The following is a 17,520-nucleotide window of genomic DNA, read 5'->3' as shown; positions in this document are numbered from 1 at the left end:
ATCACGGAACTGCCAGGGAGGAGAAAGGAACACGCTCATGCGCCTGTTGCTGTTATTGGCGCTGTCACTCTGGCCGGGTCCGGTTTTCGCCGCCTGGGATCTCTCCCGAGCCGATATCGATACCGGCGAGATCCTCTCCGGCGGGCCGCCCAAAGACGGCATTCCGGCTTTGTTTGAACCGCGATTCGCCGCTGCCGGCAAAGCCGCCTTCATGCGTTCTGATGAACTGGTGCTGGGGGTCGACATCAACGGGATCGCCAAGGCCTACCCGACCCGCATCCTATCCTGGCATGAACTGGTCAACGATCGCTTCGGCGGCCTGCCGGTGCTGGTTTCCTGGTGACCGCTGGCCTATTCGGGAGTCGTGTACTCCCGCCGAATCGGTGATGAAGAACTGACCTTCGGGGTCTCCGGCCTGCTCTATCGCAGCAATGTGCTGATGTACGATCATCAAAGTGAATCGCTCTGGTCACAGATTCTGCGCCACGCGGTGACCGGGCCGAGGCGTGGCGCGAAGCTGGATGTTCTTCCCTCGACCCTGACCCGTTGGGACAAGTGGCGTGCCGGGCATCCGCGTACCTTGGTCCTGACCACCGCGACCGGATATGACCGGGATTACAGCCGTGACCCCTATGAAGATTACTACCGTCGACGCAGCGGGCTGTTTGGTTTTCTGCGTGCCGGGCCCGGCGAAGAGGACAAGGAACTGGTGGTCGGCATCGAGAAGAAAGGTGTCAGTCGGGCTTACCCGTTGTCGGTTGTCAGGCAGCGGGGACAACTGGAGGACTCGGTTGGCGGAGAAAAATTGTCGTTTCGTTATGACAAGAGCGATGACCGCCTGCGGATAACGGACAGCGAGGGGCGAACGGTTCCCCATGTCACGACCTACTGGTTTGTCTGGAAGGCGTTTCATCCGCAGACGGAACGGTTTGAATGAAGGATGCCGGAAGGGAATATGTCATCCCCCCGCTTCCAGCCGGGGAAGCGGGGGGGATGGGGGGTTAGTGCTCGACTTCGTCGAGCATGAAATTGAGCAGCGGAACGACGATCTTGACGTCCTGTTTGGTCATGTTCGAATCAGGTTTGCGCAACATCTTGATGCCGTAAGCGCGGGTTGCGTTGCGGTCGAAAAGCCCGCCGGTAATGGGAGCGATACCTGTCTGCAGCGCGATGGCGACCCGTTCAAGGGAGTGGCACTTGACGCATTTGACCTCCATGAGCTTGTACGCCTTCTGCATGTCCGGCGGGAAGCCGGAGGGATCGAAACGGGTGTCATTGCCGCTGCCGATAACAACCAGTTTGGCTTCCGCTCCAGCAGCGAACAGCAGCAGGGTGAGCAGAATCAGTATTCGTTTTTTCATTGTGCCTCTCTCTTCATGAGGAAGGAGCCGGTTGTAATCAGAATACGAAGGTGACCCGGCCGGTTGTTTCCCGGATGGTCTCGTCGGGGGTGGTCTCGTGCAGGTACTCAACGGCAAAGCGCACATTCTGCAGCAGAGCGTAGGAGATTCCCGGGATATAGCGGCGGGTGATTCCCTCTTCATCAATATCCTGGAATTCAAAACGCATCGACGGCATCAGGCCGGAGCCGATCAGGTATTCGACCTGGGCGAGAGCGAAGCGTGAATCCACGCTTACGCCGGTGCCGGAGGGATCGTCGTCACGGCCGTAAATGCCGCTGACGCGAACCCGCAGTCGCTTGTAGAGGGTTTCCGATTCCAGCCCGGCACGGTAGAAATCATTGACCCCGTCGGCGTTGGAACCGAAATAGCCGAAACTGCCGATAGTCAGGGTCAGGTAGTCCCAGACGCTGTCATGATCAAGGTCGACCTCGGGCTCCTTACCGAGGAAGTCGGTGCCGCCGATACGTACCGAGATGTGCCCGTAATAGTCTTTGCCGTTGTTGGCGCTTTTCGGGTCCGGTCCGTTGGTGACCCCGGCGGCGACAAAAAGACGGGATCCCAGAACGCCATTGAGTTCGACGGCTCCCTGCTCGCCGGCGATTTCAAAATCGTTGTTTCCGACTTTCATGCCGTTGTAGCCGAACTTGCTGAGAGACGGGCGGTCATTCGCTTTCCAGATGCTCAGTTTCGGCTTAAATTCTCCCAGTTTGACATTGAAGGGAAGGTTGTAGGGCTGCTGCAGCTGCAGGTAGATCTCACCCGTGGTTTTGTCGGGTTCAAAATTGTATTCCGCCCAGAAGCCGACCTGGTTGCGGAAATTCCCGGCCGCGAAGATCTCCAGCTCGGTTTCGGCGTCGAGGTCAAAATTCGGTTGCGCGTCGCTGTTGTAGGTCACATCGTGTTGCGCCAGCAGCGAAACCGGAAGCTGCTCGGGCAGGCCGCTGTTATACATGGCTTCAGCTTTCTGACGTTCCGCGGGAGACAGGGTCGTTTTCACCTGGGGCTGGGAGTGGACCTTGCCGGGCCAGATGAAACCATTTTTTTCAAACGCGTCGCCGAACTCATTGCGTTCGGGAAAGACGGTGTGGCACGTCTTGCATTCGGTTTTATACTGGCGGGCAAAAGCGGGAATTGCCCGGGCGGGAGTGGCGCTCAGGCAGGGGATGATCAGCCCGGCCGTCAGCAGGATGAGAATGATCTGAGCTTTCATGTTCGACCTCCTAAGATAAATAAAGCTCCGGTTTGCGGCCACGCGGGTTGGTCGGTGAACCGGGCAGAATAAACGAGCACAGCGTGAAATGCAGTTATTGCGCCAAAATTGTTCAGGTTGTCGGTACGATTGTTGCTCGGTTTCAACTGCATTCTGGGCCCGGCGGATCCCCCCGTCCACAGGTTGGGGGGGATCCGCTGCAGAAAAAGAATTGCTTGTTTTCACGGTAAATACGTAAAATGACACAATTTGCCTGTTATCCGTGATTTAGCGTTGAACGTGGCTCCGGGAGGAGATTGAGAAATGCTGAAAAATATCAAGCTGCAATACAAGCTGGTTTTTCTTTTTCTGGTGATGGCAATGCTTGTCGCCGTCACCGGCAGTTTCGGTTTGTGGAGCCAGTCCCAGATCCGTGCGCTGCTGGCGCAGACCAAGAGTCGCGCGGCGCAGACCAAGATAACCGTACTGATGAAGGTGGCGTTGCAGGGCAGTCGGCTCAACCTGCTTGAAGCGGCCATGACTCGGGGCAACGCCGATGACTTTGAGAACCACAAGGTCGACTACGATTTGCAGCGGGGGACTTTCGACAGCTACTGCACGATTCTGCTCAAGGGGCAACCCCGTCTCCACATCCCTCCCGCTCAACCCGGAAGCGCGCTGCATAAGCGGGTTGAGAATGTCCGCCGGAACTTCGAGGCCTTCGACCTGGTGGCGCAGAAACTGCTGAAACGCAAGGCGGCTCTGTTGAACGGCGCGACTGCTGACGGCACACTCGACCGGCTGGTCCGGACAGAGCTTCCGCATGAAGTCGATGCGGTGAGTGTCGCGGTTGATGATCTGCTGGTTGAAGTCGGCAAACTGACCGCGCTGGGAGCCACGGAAGCCGCCGCTATTCAGCACCGTTCTTCGGTGCTTTTTCTCAGCGTGATCGGCGCTTCGATCCTGCTGGCTGTCGCCCTTGGTTTGTTTGCCACCCGGTTCATCGTCAGTCGTATCAAAATACTTGTAAAAGCTCTCAGACAGGGGGCCGAAGGAGACCTGACCGCAACGGTTACAATCCTCTCGGAGGATGAGTTGGGACGGCTCGGTGCTGATTTCAACCTGATGCTGGAAAAGCTGTCGGCCATGCTGGGCAAGGTCAAAATACTGACCGGGAAATTGGGTCAGATGGAAAATCGCATGCTCGATGTTTCCAGGGAGGTCGTCGACGGCGCGGAGGTTCAACAGCGGGGCGTCGAAGAGACTTCAGCGGCCGTTATCCGTATTAACGATTCGCAGCAGGAGATTACGGCCGCTGTTGAGGTGCTGAATCGTTCCGTTGCCGAGACCGCGCTGTCAATTCTCAACATGGCCAGGAACATTCAAGGTGTTGCGGGCAGTACCGAATCCCTGGCCGGATCCGTGGAGCAAGTCAGTTCCTCCATCAGCGAAATGGTCGCGACCATCAAGCATATTGAAGAGAACGCCAGAACTCTCAATCATGCCGCGGTCACAACGGCGTCCTCGATCGCCGAGATGGATACCTCCATTCAGGAAATCGAGGGGAATGCCCGGCAGACGGCGAGGATTGCGGAAGCCGTACACCAGGATGCCGAGACCGGACAGCGGGCGGTTCAGGCAACCATTGAAGGGATCAAGGAAATTCGACGCTCGGGACAATTGACGGCCGATTCGATCCATTCCCTGGACCAGAGTGTCAAGGATATCGGCATGTTCCTTTCGGTTATCAACGATGTGACCGAGGAAGCCCGGTTGTTGTCACTCAATGCGTCCATTATTGCCGCCCAGTCCGGAGAACATGGACGCGGATTTGCTGTCGTTGCGGATGAAATCCGTTCCCTGGCGGAGCGTACCGGCCAGTCGACCGATGAGATCGAGCAGGTTATCGGGCGGGTGGAGGAAGAAATGCGGTCCGTTATCCAGGCTGTCACCAGCGCTGAGAAGAAGATTGAAGAGGGTGAGTCTCTTTCGTTGCAGGCCGGGACCGCCCTGAACAAAATTGTCGATGGTGTCGAGCGGTCCACGGTGCAGGTCAGCGAGATTGCCCGGGCCACCCGGGAACAGGCCAAAGGGAGTCAGCTCATTCGCGATACCATGGAGAAGGTTTCGGACATGGTCGGCCAGATCGCCATGTCGACTCATCAACAGGCCACTGCCAGCGAGGAGATCATGGCCGAGGTTGAAAAGATGGCGGAACTGACGGACAGGGTCCGCAACGCCACCCGTAAACAGAGCGACGAAAGCGAGCAGATCTCGCATCTGACAGAGGGTGTCAGCAGTAAAATCCTGGAAATCCGTCAGTCCTGCGACCAGCAGGCTGCCGGGAGCAGCCGGATCGTGGAGGCGATTGCCGCCATCCAGGAGTCGACCGGGAAAAATCTTGGTTCGGCCAATGCCATGGACACCATTCTGGGTGAACTTTCCGCGGAGATTCAGGCCCTGGAAAAGGAAGTCGTTGCCTTTAAGGTTCTGGAGTGATCTTCCCGGTTGTCGAGAGTTGTCCCCCTCCGGCAGTGACAAATTGCGTCATGGGGGCGGTCAGAAATGGTACGCCAGGAACAGTCCGCCGGCGCCACCGGCCGAGCCGAATTCACTGCGGATTTCCGGCAGGGGTGAAAATGGCTGTCGTCGCGGTTTGTTGCCGACCGAAAAAGACCAGAAAAGCTGCAGACTGAGGTTGTCGCCCAGGGAAATATCGATCAGAGGCCGCAGCAGGAAAGAATCATCGTCCAGGTTCCAGATCAGCAGCCCCTGCAGGTTGAGAAGCGGATGCAGCTCATAAGAGGGCGCGAGCAGCAGGTAGTGGCGACCGAGAAGGTAGGTCAGGTTTTCCTCAACCGGTGCCGTCAGCATGCGCTCCGGGTAGTCACGCGGGTCGCCGGTTCCGGGGCCGTTGTAGAGATATTCGGCGACCAGGACCAGGTCGTTGGCAAAACGGTACCAGAGTTCCAGGGCCCCGATTGAAAAATGGTCATCCGGATCGCCGCCGGGTTGACCGACATCCCTTCCCCGGTAGAGGGCGGCTTCCGCCTTGATCCCCAATCCGCCGAGACTGCCTGCCGCACCGATGCCGAGCATCGGTCGGTCACGCAGCGAACCGCCGATGACGAGCAGGTCGATTCCGGCTGCATTGTAGGTGGTTGTCAGCAGATAGCTGTTCAGTCGCGCTGTCTGACCGAAAACGACCGTTCCCGCCAGTTCGCCGCCGAGTCCGAAATAGTGGGCCGCCTGCAGCGCGTCAACACCTGGGCGCACCTCGGCATCGATGGCGTCGGGGGCAAAGGGGGCGATGATGTCGAGGGGCGAAAAGATCAGGATGCGGCCGAATCCGAGGGCCTGCCGTCCGAGGCTGAACCTGTTATCGTCATCCTGCCAGGTGATCTGCAGGCGGTCGACCTGCAGTTGATCGGCGAAGCGTCCGTCGCGATTCCAGTCTCTTTCGAGGTCGAGTCGGCGGTTGATAGTTTCGCCCGGCAACGGCGTCAACCCCGGCGGGTCGCTGTAGAGCAACAGGTTTTCTCCGGCGATGTCGAACTGCCAGTTGCCGGCAAGCGGTCCTTCCGTTTCCAGTCGCAGACGGTTGGCGGAAAGCCACCCCGCCGGCAGGTTGCTCTGCGGGGGCGCCTGGCGATAGAGATCGATACTTTTCAGAAAACCGCCGACAGAGCAGTCGGCCACCGCCGGAGTTGCACTCAGGATAAACAGCAGCAGCAAGGCCGGCAGACGAGTCACGGTTCCCGGCGCCGGTCGTCGGCAAGACGGCCGTCGTGCAGGCTGATGACCCGCCTGGCCATGTCGACCACCTGCGGGTCGTGAGAGGAAAAGACGAAGGTGGTCCGCTGCTCCCGGTTGAGGCGGTGCATCAGTTCGAGTAGCTCCCGGCTGGCCCTGGAGTCAAGATTGGCTGTCGGCTCGTCGGCCAGCACAACCGCCGGTTCCGCGGCGATGGCGCGGGCGATGGCGACCCGCTGCTGCTGCCCGCCGGAAAGGTCATTGGGACGCCGGTTCTCCAGCCCTTCGAGGCCGAGGAGGGCGAAAAGTTCGCGTACCCGCTGATGTCTCTGTTGTTGCGGCACGCCGCGCAGCATCAGGGTGAATTCGGCGTTTTCCAGCGCCGTCAGTACCGGGATCAGGTTGTAGGACTGGAAGATGAAGCCGATGTGCCGCAGTCGGAAATCGGCCAGTTTGCGGGTCGGCGTGGTGGCGACATTGCGACCGTCGAGCACCACCTGCCCGGAACTCGGCTGGTCGAGGCAGCCGATCAGGTTGAGCAGGGTGGTTTTGCCGCTGCCGGAGGGACCGGCCAGCACGGTGAATTCTCCCGCCTCGATGGTGGCGGTGAAATCGACCACCGCCGGAACCTCCAGGTTGCCGGTGCGGTAGGTTTTGCAGACCTTGTCGAGTTGGATCAGGGACATGGGGATAAAGATATAGTTCAAAGCTGGAAGCTGCAAGCTTAAAGGCCATGATGCCGCCAAGACGCCAAGAAACGTTTTTTTAACGGAGAGTCGCTGAGAGGGAGAGAACGCTGAGAAAATCAAAAGCAGGTTTTGATTTTAAACCCATAAAATTCTCTCTCTGGCTCTGCCCCTCTCCGTCTCTCCGTTAAATGAGTTTTTGACTTTCCTGGTGTTTTGCGGCCCTGACTTTCCCATCAGATTTTCCGCATCGCCTCGGCCGGCTGGATGCGGCCGGCCTTGCGGGCCGGGTAGAGGGCGGCGAGCAGGGAGAGGATGACGACGTAGCAGGCGATCTGCGTCATGTAGCCGAAATCCCAGGCGGCGCGCAGGACCGGGTCGAAAATCACTCCGCCGAATTCGAGCGATTCGGAGACAAAAGATCGCAGGTCGATGCCGACCCGGCTCAGGTAAAGGGTCGCCAGGCTGCCGAGCGCCGAGCCCAGCAGCATCGCGCTCAGCCCGATTATCAGAGACTCGGTCAGCACCAGCAGGCGCAGACGGCCGGCCGTGGCGCCGACGGCGAGGATGATGCCGAATTCACGATAACGTTCCATCACCGACATCAACTGGGTGTTGACCACGCCGATGGTGACGATCAGCAGGATGATGGCGAAGATGAACTTCTGGCTGGCATAGTCGAGCTTGATGGCGTTGGCCAGGTTCGGCATCGCCCGGTCCCAGGGGATGACCACGAGCTGCCGACGGTTGTGAATCAGCTTTTCCAGTGCCGGACCGACGTCCCGGTCACGCCGCGGCTGATCGAGAATGATCGCCAGTTCATGGATCTCCCCGCCAATTCCAGCCATCGCGGCCGCTTTTTTCAGGCCGACCATGATCAGCCTGCCGTCGACATCCTTCAGGCCGGTGGTGATGACTCCCCGTACCCGGAACAGTTCACTGGCCAGGTCGCCGGATCGGTTCTGCACCGTGACGACGAACTTTCGGCCCGGCTTGAGTTTGAGTTCCTTCAGCAGCCGGAACCCCACCAGGGCGTCTCGTCCGGAGAGGGAGCGGATCATCCGCGTGTCATCAAGTCCTTTGAGAAAGGGGTTGATCGGTCGTTCGGCCCGCGGGTCGATGCCGGTCAGCAGGATGCCCCGGCTCTCGCGGCTCGACTGCGCCATGCCCGGCAGGTAGACGCGTGGCAGCACCGCTTCGACTCCCGGCAGAGCAGCGGCCTGTTCCGCCAGGTCTCCCCGTCGCCAGGAAAGCCGCTCGTCGCGGCTGTCGACATAGCCCTTGCGATAAATTGTCAGGTGACCGCTGCCGGCCCGGACACCACCGGCGATCATGCTTTGGTAGACCCCGTACGAAAGGTTGTGAAAAGCCTGCACCAGGGTCACACTGAGGGCGATAGCCGCCAGGGTGATCAGCGTCCGTCGCCGGTTGCGCCAGATATTTCGCCAGGCTAGGATCAGCATGTTCACCCTATATTATCCAGAATGCCGCCAGACACCAAGAGCGCCAAGAAAACCTCTTCTTAACGGAGAGATGCGGAGAAAGGCATAAGACATTTTTTGGGTTTTAAAATTCAAAAGATTTTCTCTCCTTCTCTGCACCTCTCCGGCTCTCCGTTGAAAGGGTTTTGCCCTTCTTGGCGCTCCTGGCGTCTTGGCGGCAAAAAAGCTTTCATCATTCCTCCCGGATCGCCGCCACCGGCTGCAGTTTCGCCGCCCGGCGGGCGGGCAGGTAGCCGGCGACCATACAGACCACCAGCAGCAACCCGCAGGGCATCCAGACGTTGACCGGGTCGAAGGCGGCATGCAGGCGCGGCAGAATCGTGCCGCCGGCGTAGGTGACCGGGGTGATCTGTCCCGACAGGTCGATGCCGAAGCGCTGCATGAGCCAGGTCATCAGCAGTCCAATGGCTCCGCCGAGGAGCAGGGCGAGCAGTCCGAGCTGCAGGGTTTCGAGCAGCACCATGGCGCGGACTGTCCGCGGCCGCATGCCGATCGCCATCAGGATGCCGAATTCGCGGGTCCGTTCCATCACCGCCATGAAGAAGGTGTTGAGGATGCCGAGACCGGTGGCGGCATAGAGGATCAGCACGACGATCATGCGGCTGACATCGAAGGAGGCGACCGCTTCACGCATTTCCGGCAGCAGGTCTCCCCAGTCGAAAACGTCCAGTCCGGGCGGCAGTTCGGCGGCAAGCCGGTCGGCAATTCCGGCGGCGGCCATCGGGTCGTTGACTCGCATGGCAATTTCATGCACCTGCCCGGGAAGCACCAGCAACTGCTGCAGCCAGGGGAGGCCGACCAGCACCAGGCCGTTGTCGTGCCCGCTGTCTCCGGTGCTGAAAATGCCGGTGACCCGCAGCAGGTCATTGCCGATTGAACCGTCCGCGGCGCCGGTGACGAAGACCAGCTGATCACCGGGACCGACACCGAGACGACGCGCGAGACCGGAGCCGATCAGGGCGCCGTTGCCGGCAGCCGACGGCAGCGGTCGTCCGGCGACCAGGTGAGCCATCAGGGTGGTGACCTTCTCTTCCCGTTCAGGATCGATCCCGAGCAGTTCCGCCGGTCGGCTGATGTCGCGTCCCGACAGCAGACCGTAAGCCCGCAGCCGGGGGGAGGCGGCTACGACCTCGGGTCGATTTTCCAGCATGACGGGCAGCTTCTCATCCCTGATGGTCGCATACAGGTCGTGGTTGTCCTGATAGCCGCTTTTGGAAACGACCAGGTGTCCATGATACTGTTCGGTCGCCGACGCCAGCATGTCTTCCAGCATGCCGGAGAAGACGCCCAGGGCGAGAATCAGCAGCGATGAGCTGACCACCATCGCCGACAGGGTCAGCAGGGTACGGCGGCGGTTGCGCCAGAGGTTGCGGTAGGCGATGGCGATCAGCATGTCAGTGCCGTTTCAGGTTGCGCAGGGAGAAGAAAGCGGGTGTAAGATCCATGTTGAAATCGAGTTCACGGTATTCGAGAATGGTCTTTTCACCCGGTTTCTCCAGGGGGTGAACGCTCATTCTGAGCGGGATGAAACGGCCGTCGATCTTTTTCACCCGGTCAAAGCTTATTCTTCGGACCTCGATCATGTCCTCATCGAAATAGCTGATCTGCTGCGGTACCCGGCGTTGTTTTTCGATGTGGTAGATGATTTTTCCCCAGATCACCGCCGCGTCGGGTTTGGGTGTGCCTTCCACGGTCCAGCTTATTTCATCTTCGCTCAACAGGGTGAAATCGTAATCTTCATCGACGTGCGCCGCCTTGACGAGATCGTTGTTGGTGATGTGGCTGCCCATCCAGGCTCCCCCCATCATCGAGGGCGGGATCTTGATGGTCCGGTCAACTTTGGGCAGGTAGTTCCAGACCTCCCGGCCGACCTTCAGGGTGGCTACGCCGCGTTCTCTGGCCGGTTCGCGGATGCGGACCAGAAAATGGTTCCGTCCCAGTGACCAGGCATCCATTTCAGTGCTACGCTGCCAGTGGACGGTGCTGACCCGCATGGTCATCCGGGCGGTCGAGGAGGCGCCCATGTACTGATCTTCGACGCCGCGAACCAGTTGCCGCAGGTCAAGGCCGAAACCGTAAGCGGGGGCGCAGAACAACAGCAGGAGGATTACAAAATATCTCATGGAAGCTATTATAGCAGCAGATCAGTGAAACCATTGCTGCGGTAATCCGCGGAATTCCATGCAGGGTCCTTGACCTGCCGTAGTCACTGCATTAGATTGCCCCACTTGGAGGCAATCTCTTGACGAGGATGGACGATGAATAAAATGACCCTGCCCGACAAACGTCGGGTCAAGCATCTGACGCTGTTGCGTCAACCGCGCGAGATCAGCGGCAAGGAATTCAATGCTCTCAGCTTCGACGAACGGCTGGCCATGGTCCAGTCTCTGCGCGGCCGGCAGCAATATGATCTGCTGATCGAGGCCGCCGACATGCAACAGCTGGTGCAGCGGATGCCGATGCAGGAACTTTACCTGCTGATCCGGGAGCTGGGGGCCGAGGATGTCCTGGAACTGCTGGCACTGGCGACCCCGGAACAGATCAACGGTTTCATCGATCTCGATTGCTGGCAGGGGGATCTGCTCGATCCGCGGCAGGCTCTGCACTGGTTGACCCTGGTGGCCGAGGCCGAAGAAGATCAGCAGCTCAGGGTGCTGACCGGGATCGAGTTCGAGCTGCTGACGCTGATGTTCAAGAAGTGGATGCGGGTGACCCGGGGGCCCGAGGATTTTGACGACGAGGATGAGCGTGACGAGGCGATTCTGCTCAACGGTGGTTTCGTCATTGAATACAGCGACAGCGAGGTGGCCAAGCTGCTGGAGCGGCTGCTCGGCGTCCTCTTCCGGCGCGACCCGGTCTTCCACCGTCGACTGGTTGAGTCGATCCGGCAGGAGCTGGATGCCGCCCTCGAAGAGGAGGTCTTTCGCTGGCGGAATGGTCGGCTGCTGGATCAGGGGTTTCCCGAGCCTTTTGCCGCCCGCGGCATTTACGCCTGGCTCGACCCGGAGACTTTCAGCCCGGCGGACGCGCGCAAGACGATTCCCTTCGGTTTCGAAGAGGATCGTGCCGCTCCCGGTTTTGTGCTGGCGGAAACACTGCCGAAAAACCTGCTGGCTGAAGTTCTCGCCGGCGGTCTGAGTGATGAAACCGCCTGGGAACTGACCTGCCTGCTGAACAAGTTGCTGGTCGCCGACGGCATCGATGCCGGGGACGTCCTGCAGGTCGATCAGGCACTGCGCCGGCTCTACGCGACTCTCAACCTGGCGCTGGAGAAACTCTGCGGACAGGATGTGGCGCGGGCCGCGGAGCTGTTCGAGTCCTCCTACCTTGAAATCCTTTTTCGGTTCGGTTTCAGCCTGTTGCTGCAGCTGCAGGGCCGGGCCCGGACCCTGCTGAAAAGTTCCCTGGCTCCCTACTTCGACGCCCCCTGCCGCGCGCTGCTTGAAAACCTGGCGAAACCGCGTCCGGAGTGCTGGGAAGGGATCCTGGAAGTCAACCGCGGCGGCAGCCGTCCCTTCGAGTGCCTGACGGAGCTGCAATTGGCCGGAGACTGGCTGCGGCGTCTCGAAGTCCAGCGGCGGCTGTTTGAAGAAGTTTTTCCATTCACTCTGCCGGAGGCTGAAAATTTCGATCTCACCGGTTGTCAGCCCGATGAGCTCGTCCAGGTCAGCCTGAGCACCTTCTTTCTCACCGCTCTCGGCAACCAGTTGCTCGGTGGCGAATTTGTTCCCGAGCCGATTCCGGCGGTGGAACTGGTCACCCTGCATGGTCTCGCCGGCCGTGACGGCCGGGTCGACCCCGACCTGCGGAAAAAGACCATCGCCGAACTGGAGCGGCAGCTGCCCGGCGGCGGCAGTTTCGCCGACTGGTGCCTGGCGGTCTGGGACGAGGAATTCTGCAACCTGGATGCCGACAGTCTCGATCCGCGCTTCGTCGGCGGCCTGATCGTGCTGCTTGACCCGTCCTGAGGCGGCAGGCAGGTTTTAAGGCTCCAGGTCAGATAAAAAGTCAAGGCTGTACCCCTTCCAAATCGGGGGTGCAGCCTTTTTTTACCCAGTGCCAGAGGCCGAGAGCCGAGCGCCTGCCCTGCCAGGGTTGAAAAAGTCATGTTCTTCAGGTTGAGCAAAAATGTCCAGCTGCAAGGCGTCCGTACCCCCGCGGAATAAGGCGTACCGGAAGGTACGTCGTTGACGCGGGGGAAGGATAACACAGCAGATGGGCGTTTTTCATCAGCCTGCTAATGAATCCCTGAATCAGTGAGCCCCTTGTCGGCGGATAGCCCAAGTCATTGCTCTGCCTGAGCTTCCCAAAAATCACCAGCGAACCTGTGGGTACGCTTCAGATTTTTGAAAATCTCATTCAGACCAAGCACTTGTACTCTCCATCCAACAGAAACTCACTGATTCAGGGTATCATCTTCTCCGGGAGGTAGAGCACTATCTCGGGGAAGAGGGCCAGCAGTATCACCATGCCGATCATGATCAGGAAGAAGGGCAGGGTTGCCTTGAGGATGGCGGCAACCGGCTCCGCGGCGATGCCCTGGATGACGAACAGGCTGAAACCGACCGGCGGCGTGATCTGCGACAACTCCACCATGATGACCAGGAAAATCCCGAACCAGAGCGGCGAAAACCCGGCCTGGACCACGATCGGTAAGACGATCGGCAGGGTCATGACGACGATCGAGATGCCGTCAAGGATCATTCCCAGAACCAGGTACATCAATCCCAGAACCAGCAGCAGGGTGTAGGGAGAGAGCTGCATGGCGGCGATCGCCTGGCTGATGCCGCGGGCGATACCGACGAAGCCGACCACCTGCGACAGGAAGGCCGCCCCGGCGATGATCAGGCAGATCATCCCGGTGGTGCGCACCGCCTGCAGCAGTGATTGGCGAAAATTGTCCCAGGTGAGGTTGCGGTAGGCCAGCGCCAGCAGCAGCGAGCCGAGGACACCGATGACCGCCGCCTCGGTCGGGGTGGTGAAGCCGAAATAGATGCCGCCGAGGACGACGAAGACCAGCAGCAGGACCGGCGCCAGGTCGCCGAGGGAGGCCAGCCGGTCGCGGCTGTTGAAGCGTTCCTTGTGGCCCGGCACCACCTGCGGGTTGAGCAGGGCCCGGCCGGCGATGTAGAGTGAGTAGAATCCCGCCAGCACCAGTCCCGGAATCACCCCGCCGATGAACAGCTTGCCGATCGAGGTATCCGACAGCACCCCGTAAATAATCATGATCAGGCTCGGTGGGATGAGGAAGCCGAGAGTCCCGGCACCGGCCAGCGAACCGATCGCCAGGGAACGGTCGTAGCCGCGCTTCGAGAGTTCGTCGAGGGTAATTTTGCCGACCGTGGCGGTGGTGGCGGCGCTCGATCCGGAGACCGCCGCGAACAACGAGCAGGCGACGACGTTGATGTGCAGCAGCCGGCCGGGGATCCAGCCGAGCCAGGGCAGCAGACCGTTCAGCAGTCGGGTGGAGACGGCGGTGCGGAACAGGATCTCCCCCATCAGGATGAAGAGCGGCAGGGCGGTCAGCGACCAGGAATTGAGGCTGTTCCAGACCGAGTTGGCCATCAGCCCGCCGATTTTATCGAAGATCGAGATGGTCGGCGGCAGGTTGACCTGGTGGAGCAGCATCCCGGCAATGCCCACCGTGAACAGGGAAAAGCCGATCCACAATCCGGCCAGCAGACAGAGCAGCAGCACCCCGAACAGGACCAGGGTCAATATCAGCGGGTCGGTAAAAATGGCAGCCTCCTCAGCATTTCGGCCAGCAGTTGCAGGCAGAGCAGGGCCAGCCCCGCCAGCAGGGACAGCTGCGGGATCCAGAGCGGCGTTTCGGCGATCGAGTCGGCGGTCATGCCGAGGCTCCAGGTATCGTAGACCATGGCGTAGGCGTGGTGGAAAAGGTAGAGGCAGAGCAGCAGGGCGAGCAGAGCGGTCAGGGATTCGAACCCGCGGCGCGGGTTTTCCGGCAGACGTCCGGTGAGGATGGTGATGCGGATGTGGCCGCCCGACGCCAGGGTGTGGGCAAGGCCGAACAGCACCGTGGCCACCATCAGGTAACCGCTGTACTCATCGGCGATCAGGGTTGAACGACCGGCCAGAGTGCGCAGAGCCACCTCGGTCGTGACCAGGCCGACGATCAGCAGCATGCAGAGGGCGGATAGACAGGCGCCGATTCTGCTGCACCCGTCTATCCACCGCAGAAGCCTGTCAATCACCTGGCGAAGCGGTCGAGAACCGCCTGGGCGGAGGGTTTCAGCCCCTTGCGGAAGTCGGCGATGATCTTCGCCGCCGCGGCGTCCAGGGCCTTGTTGAGGGCCGCATCGGCCTTGCTGACGGCGATCTTGTGCTGCTGAATGACCTTGAGAGCCTCAACCGTACGCGATTCTGAATTGGCCCACTGGTTGTTTTCGGTCTCCGCGGCGGCTTTCAGCATCGCCTGCTGCTGGTCCTTGTCCAGGGCCTTCCAGTAGTCGAGGTTGATGGTGACCATGTTGAGCGGGAAGGCGTAATTGATGTCCTTGAAGTGGTCGAGAACCTCCCAGAACTTGCCGTTCTTGGCCGATTCGGCCGAGGTCAGCACCGAGTCGATCATGCCGGTGCGCAGCGACGAATAGACTTCCCCCCAGGGGAGGGAGACCGGCGAGCCGCCGAGAGAACGGAGGAAGTTGGCGCCGTTCTTGTCGTAGGTGCGGGTCTTGAGGTTTTTCAGGTCGGCCACGCTGTTGACGGCGCCCTTGGTGACCAGCCCGCTCGGCGGCCAGGGGGCGGCGTAGAGAAATTTCTGGTTCCATTTGGCGGCGGCCTTTTCGTAGAGCGGCCTGCTGGCGTCGTAAAGCTCGCGCGCCTGCTTGAAGTCGCCGACCAGGCGCGGCAGGGAGCTGATACCGAAGACCTTCTCGCTGCCGGCGACCACCCCCATCAGGATGTCGGACATCGGCACCTGGCCATCCTTGACCACCTTGAGCAGTTCGGCGCCCTTGAAGCCGAGACTGCCGCCCGGATGAACGGTGATGTCAACGCTGCCGTTGGAGTACTTCTTTACCTGCTCGGCAAAGGCCATCGCTCCCTGGGTATGGAAGCTGGTGGCGCCGTAGGTGGCGTTGAGGTCGAGCTTGACCGGGCCGCCGGCAAAGGCCGGGGAGGCCGGCAACAGGCACAACAGGACGAGCATGAACCTTTTCATCACTTCACTCCTTTGGTTGGGCCGCCGGCCCCCGGGAAGGGGCGGGCGGACGTCAATGAATGCCGGCACGCCGGCGCAGTGGTCATGCCTGAATCAGCGAGCCCAATACCGGCGAACAGCACAATGCACTCTTCATCCGGCAGGAACCCACTGATTCAGGTAACAGGTAAGCTGTTTTTAACCAGCGCCCTATGTCATCTTTCCCCATCCTCCCCCGCCGGGCGTTTCCACCCGCAGCCGGTCGCCGGTTTTGAGCCGGGCGCTGAATTTACCCGGCATCCCGCGGAATCCGTCGGCATGAATCACCCGGTTGCGACCGGTCTGCCCGTCTTCTCCTCCCTGAAGACCGTAAGGAGGATGGATGCGTCGTTCACTGAGCATGGTCACCTCGGCGTCGGCGAGCAGTTCGATTTCCCGCACCAGGCCGTCGCCGCCGTTGAAGCGTCCGCGGCCGCCACTGCCGCGCCGGATCGAATATTCGGTGACGCGAAACGGATAGGCGTATTCGAGCGCCTCGACCGGGGTGTTGAGGGTATTGGTCATGTGGGCGTGCATGGCCGATTCGCCGCTGGCCGCGGGGCCGGCGCCATGGCCTCCGGCGAGGGTTTCGTAGTAGGCGAAGGGCATGCCGCTGCGGGGATCAAGGCCGCCGATGGTGGTGTTGTTCATGGTCCCCTGGCTGGCTGCCGGAATCTTTTCCGGCAGCGCCTGAGCGAGGGCGCCGAGCACCACGTCGACAATCCGCTGCGATGTTTCGACGTTGCCGCCGGCAACCGCCGCCGGGAAACGGGCGTCGACCACCGTCCCCGGACGGGTGATGACCGACAGCGGGCGACCGCAGCCGGCGTTGGTCGGCACGTCAGCCTGGATCAGGCAGCGGAAGACGTAAAGCACCGCCGACAGGGTGATGGCATGGACGGCGTTGACGCTGCCGGCGACCTGGGGATCGCTTGCTGAAAAGTCGATGCGGGCGTCATCCCCGGAAATATTCAGGAGGCAGTCGATAGTGACCGGCGTTTCGCTGATGCCGTCACTGTCGAGCTGGTCGCTGAAGGTGTAACTGCCGTCGGGGATAGCGGCAATGGCGGCCCGCATGAACCGTTCGGAATAGTCATTGAGATTTTCGGCGTAACGTTCCACCGTGGCCAGATCGTACTTGGCGACCAGTTCCTCAAGCCGTTTTTGACCGATACGGTTGGCCATGATCTGGGCGGCGAAATCTCCTTCCCGTTCCACCGGGGTGCGGATGTTGGTGAGCAGCAGATCGAGCAGCTTGCGGTCGATCTCGCCGGCCTCCACCAGTTTGGTCGGCGAAATGATCATCCCTTCCTGGAACAGGGAGGTGGAGAGCGGCATTGAACCGGAGGTCATGCCGCCGACATCGGCGTGATGGGCGCGGTTGGCGATGTAGAAGGCCGTTTCTCCGGCAATGAAGACCGGCGCCACCAGGGTGATGTCTGGCAGATGGGTGCCGCCGCAGAACGGGTTGTTGAGCATCACCATGTCGCCCGGGGTCATCTCGACGGCCTCGATCGCCGCCTTGACCGAGAGCGGCATCGAACCGAGGTGAACCGGGATGTGGGCGGCCTGGGCGATCATGTCCCCTTTGCGGTCGAACAGGGCGCAGGAATAGTCGCGCCGCTCCTTGATGTTGGGGGAGAACGCGGTCCGGCCGAGGGTCACTCCCATTTCCTCGGCGATGGCGGCGAAGCGGTTTTTGAAGACCTGCAGCAATATGGGGTTGATACGCATTGTGTTGTCCTTTGGATATAAAAGGCGGCTAAGGGCCAAGGGCTAAAGGCTG

At 60.5% G+C, this 17,520-nt stretch carries 14 protein-coding genes; 3 read left to right on the top strand and 11 right to left on the bottom strand.

Annotated elements, in window-relative coordinates:
- Positions 1 to 37: 37 nt before the first annotated feature.
- Positions 38 to 937, top strand: a complete 900-nt coding sequence (locus C2E25_RS01200) for a DUF3179 domain-containing protein (RefSeq protein WP_269845090.1) — start codon at positions 38 to 40, stop codon at positions 935 to 937.
- 64 nt (positions 938 to 1,001) lie between these two features.
- Here C2E25_RS01200 and C2E25_RS01195 read toward each other — a convergent pair whose 3' ends face one another.
- Together C2E25_RS01195 and C2E25_RS01190 are read right to left on the bottom strand one after the other, a co-directional pair.
- A complete protein-coding gene (locus tag C2E25_RS01195; RefSeq protein WP_103113994.1) occupies positions 1,002 to 1,361 on the bottom strand; it encodes a cytochrome C in 360 nt (119 codons plus the stop codon).
- A 37-nt stretch (positions 1,362 to 1,398) separates the two neighbouring features.
- Entirely contained in the window at positions 1,399 to 2,613 is a 1,215-nt protein-coding gene (locus C2E25_RS01190) for a cytochrome C (protein WP_103113993.1), read from the bottom strand.
- A 303-nt stretch (positions 2,614 to 2,916) separates the two neighbouring features.
- On the opposite strand from C2E25_RS01190, the gene C2E25_RS01185 reads away from it, so the two are divergent.
- On the top strand, positions 2,917 to 5,091 hold the full coding sequence (locus tag C2E25_RS01185; RefSeq protein ID WP_103113992.1) for a HAMP domain-containing methyl-accepting chemotaxis protein: 2,175 nt from the start codon (positions 2,917 to 2,919) through the stop codon (positions 5,089 to 5,091).
- A gap of 60 nt (positions 5,092 to 5,151) precedes the next feature.
- Here the strand turns inward: C2E25_RS01185 and C2E25_RS01180 are convergent, their stop codons facing one another.
- The 5 genes from C2E25_RS01180 to C2E25_RS01160 form a co-directional block, all read right to left on the bottom strand.
- Positions 5,152 to 6,345: a hypothetical protein gene (locus tag C2E25_RS01180; protein WP_103113991.1), complete on the bottom strand. Its 1,194-nt coding sequence runs from the start codon at positions 6,343 to 6,345 to the stop codon at positions 5,152 to 5,154.
- Complete coding sequence (locus tag C2E25_RS01175; RefSeq protein WP_103114110.1) at positions 6,342 to 7,031, bottom strand: ABC transporter ATP-binding protein; 690 nt, start codon at positions 7,029 to 7,031, stop codon at positions 6,342 to 6,344. Before C2E25_RS01175 ends, C2E25_RS01180 begins: the two co-directional genes overlap by 4 nt.
- Positions 7,032 to 7,267: 236 nt before the next feature.
- Positions 7,268 to 8,494 (bottom strand): ABC transporter permease, encoded by a 1,227-nt coding sequence (locus tag C2E25_RS01170; RefSeq protein ID WP_233189293.1) that lies wholly within the window; start codon positions 8,492 to 8,494, stop codon positions 7,268 to 7,270.
- Between the two features lie 211 nt (positions 8,495 to 8,705).
- The gene (locus C2E25_RS01165; protein WP_103113989.1) at positions 8,706 to 9,926 is read right to left on the bottom strand and encodes an ABC transporter permease; all 1,221 of its coding nucleotides are present in this window, start codon (positions 9,924 to 9,926) and stop codon (positions 8,706 to 8,708) included.
- A 1-nt stretch (position 9,927) separates the two neighbouring features.
- Positions 9,928 to 10,656, bottom strand: a complete 729-nt coding sequence (locus tag C2E25_RS01160) for an outer membrane lipoprotein-sorting protein (RefSeq protein WP_103113988.1) — start codon at positions 10,654 to 10,656, stop codon at positions 9,928 to 9,930.
- Positions 10,657 to 10,791: 135 nt separating this feature from the next.
- Here C2E25_RS01160 and C2E25_RS01155 point away from each other — a divergent pair, with 135 nt between their 5' ends.
- Positions 10,792 to 12,501, top strand: coding sequence for a DUF6178 family protein (locus C2E25_RS01155; RefSeq protein WP_103113987.1), 1,710 nt, complete (start codon positions 10,792 to 10,794; stop codon positions 12,499 to 12,501).
- 436 nt (positions 12,502 to 12,937) lie between these two features.
- Here C2E25_RS01155 and C2E25_RS01150 read toward each other — a convergent pair whose 3' ends face one another.
- From C2E25_RS01150 to C2E25_RS01135, 4 genes are all read right to left on the bottom strand, one after another.
- Positions 12,938 to 14,272, bottom strand: coding sequence for a TRAP transporter large permease (locus tag C2E25_RS01150; protein WP_103113986.1), 1,335 nt, complete (start codon positions 14,270 to 14,272; stop codon positions 12,938 to 12,940).
- Positions 14,254 to 14,748: a TRAP transporter small permease subunit gene (locus C2E25_RS01145; protein ID WP_146032875.1), complete on the bottom strand. Its 495-nt coding sequence runs from the start codon at positions 14,746 to 14,748 to the stop codon at positions 14,254 to 14,256. Before C2E25_RS01145 ends, C2E25_RS01150 begins: the two co-directional genes overlap by 19 nt.
- Positions 14,745 to 15,716 carry a TRAP transporter substrate-binding protein gene (locus C2E25_RS01140; protein WP_103113984.1) on the bottom strand — a complete coding sequence of 324 codons (972 nt, stop codon included), beginning with the start codon at positions 15,714 to 15,716 and terminating at the stop codon, positions 14,745 to 14,747. The genes C2E25_RS01145 and C2E25_RS01140 overlap by 4 nt, the downstream gene beginning before the upstream one ends.
- A gap of 189 nt (positions 15,717 to 15,905) precedes the next feature.
- The gene (locus tag C2E25_RS01135; protein ID WP_103113983.1) at positions 15,906 to 17,468 is read right to left on the bottom strand and encodes a hydantoinase B/oxoprolinase family protein; all 1,563 of its coding nucleotides are present in this window, start codon (positions 17,466 to 17,468) and stop codon (positions 15,906 to 15,908) included.
- Positions 17,469 to 17,520 lie beyond the last annotated feature (52 nt).

It is taken from the genome of Geothermobacter hydrogeniphilus, assembly GCF_002898515.1.
Lineage (GTDB): Bacteria > Desulfobacterota > Desulfuromonadia > Desulfuromonadales > Geothermobacteraceae > Geothermobacter_A.
Note: the sequence above shows the minus strand (reverse complement) of the source record. Positions and strands in the feature narration are given on the sequence as shown.

What these genes read in the sequence shown, in the direction of transcription:
- C2E25_RS01195 (WP_103113994.1), bottom strand. Translation starts at nt 1,361, where the DNA reads ATGAAAAAACGAATACTGATTCTGCTCACCCTGCTGCTGTTCGCTGCT.
- C2E25_RS01190 (WP_103113993.1), bottom strand. Translation starts at nt 2,613, where the DNA reads ATGAAAGCTCAGATCATTCTCATCCTGCTGACGGCCGGGCTGATCATC.
- C2E25_RS01185 (WP_103113992.1), top strand. Translation starts at nt 2,917, where the DNA reads ATGCTGAAAAATATCAAGCTGCAATACAAGCTGGTTTTTCTTTTTCTG.
- C2E25_RS01175 (WP_103114110.1), bottom strand. Translation starts at nt 7,031, where the DNA reads ATGTCCCTGATCCAACTCGACAAGGTCTGCAAAACCTACCGCACCGGC.
- C2E25_RS01170 (WP_233189293.1), bottom strand. Translation starts at nt 8,494, where the DNA reads ATGCTGATCCTAGCCTGGCGAAATATCTGGCGCAACCGGCGACGGACG.
- C2E25_RS01165 (WP_103113989.1), bottom strand. Translation starts at nt 9,926, where the DNA reads ATGCTGATCGCCATCGCCTACCGCAACCTCTGGCGCAACCGCCGCCGT.
- C2E25_RS01160 (WP_103113988.1), bottom strand. Translation starts at nt 10,656, where the DNA reads ATGAGATATTTTGTAATCCTCCTGCTGTTGTTCTGCGCCCCCGCTTAC.
- C2E25_RS01155 (WP_103113987.1), top strand. Translation starts at nt 10,792, where the DNA reads ATGAATAAAATGACCCTGCCCGACAAACGTCGGGTCAAGCATCTGACG.
- C2E25_RS01140 (WP_103113984.1), bottom strand. Translation starts at nt 15,716, where the DNA reads ATGAAAAGGTTCATGCTCGTCCTGTTGTGCCTGTTGCCGGCCTCCCCG.
- C2E25_RS01135 (WP_103113983.1), bottom strand. Translation starts at nt 17,468, where the DNA reads ATGCGTATCAACCCCATATTGCTGCAGGTCTTCAAAAACCGCTTCGCC.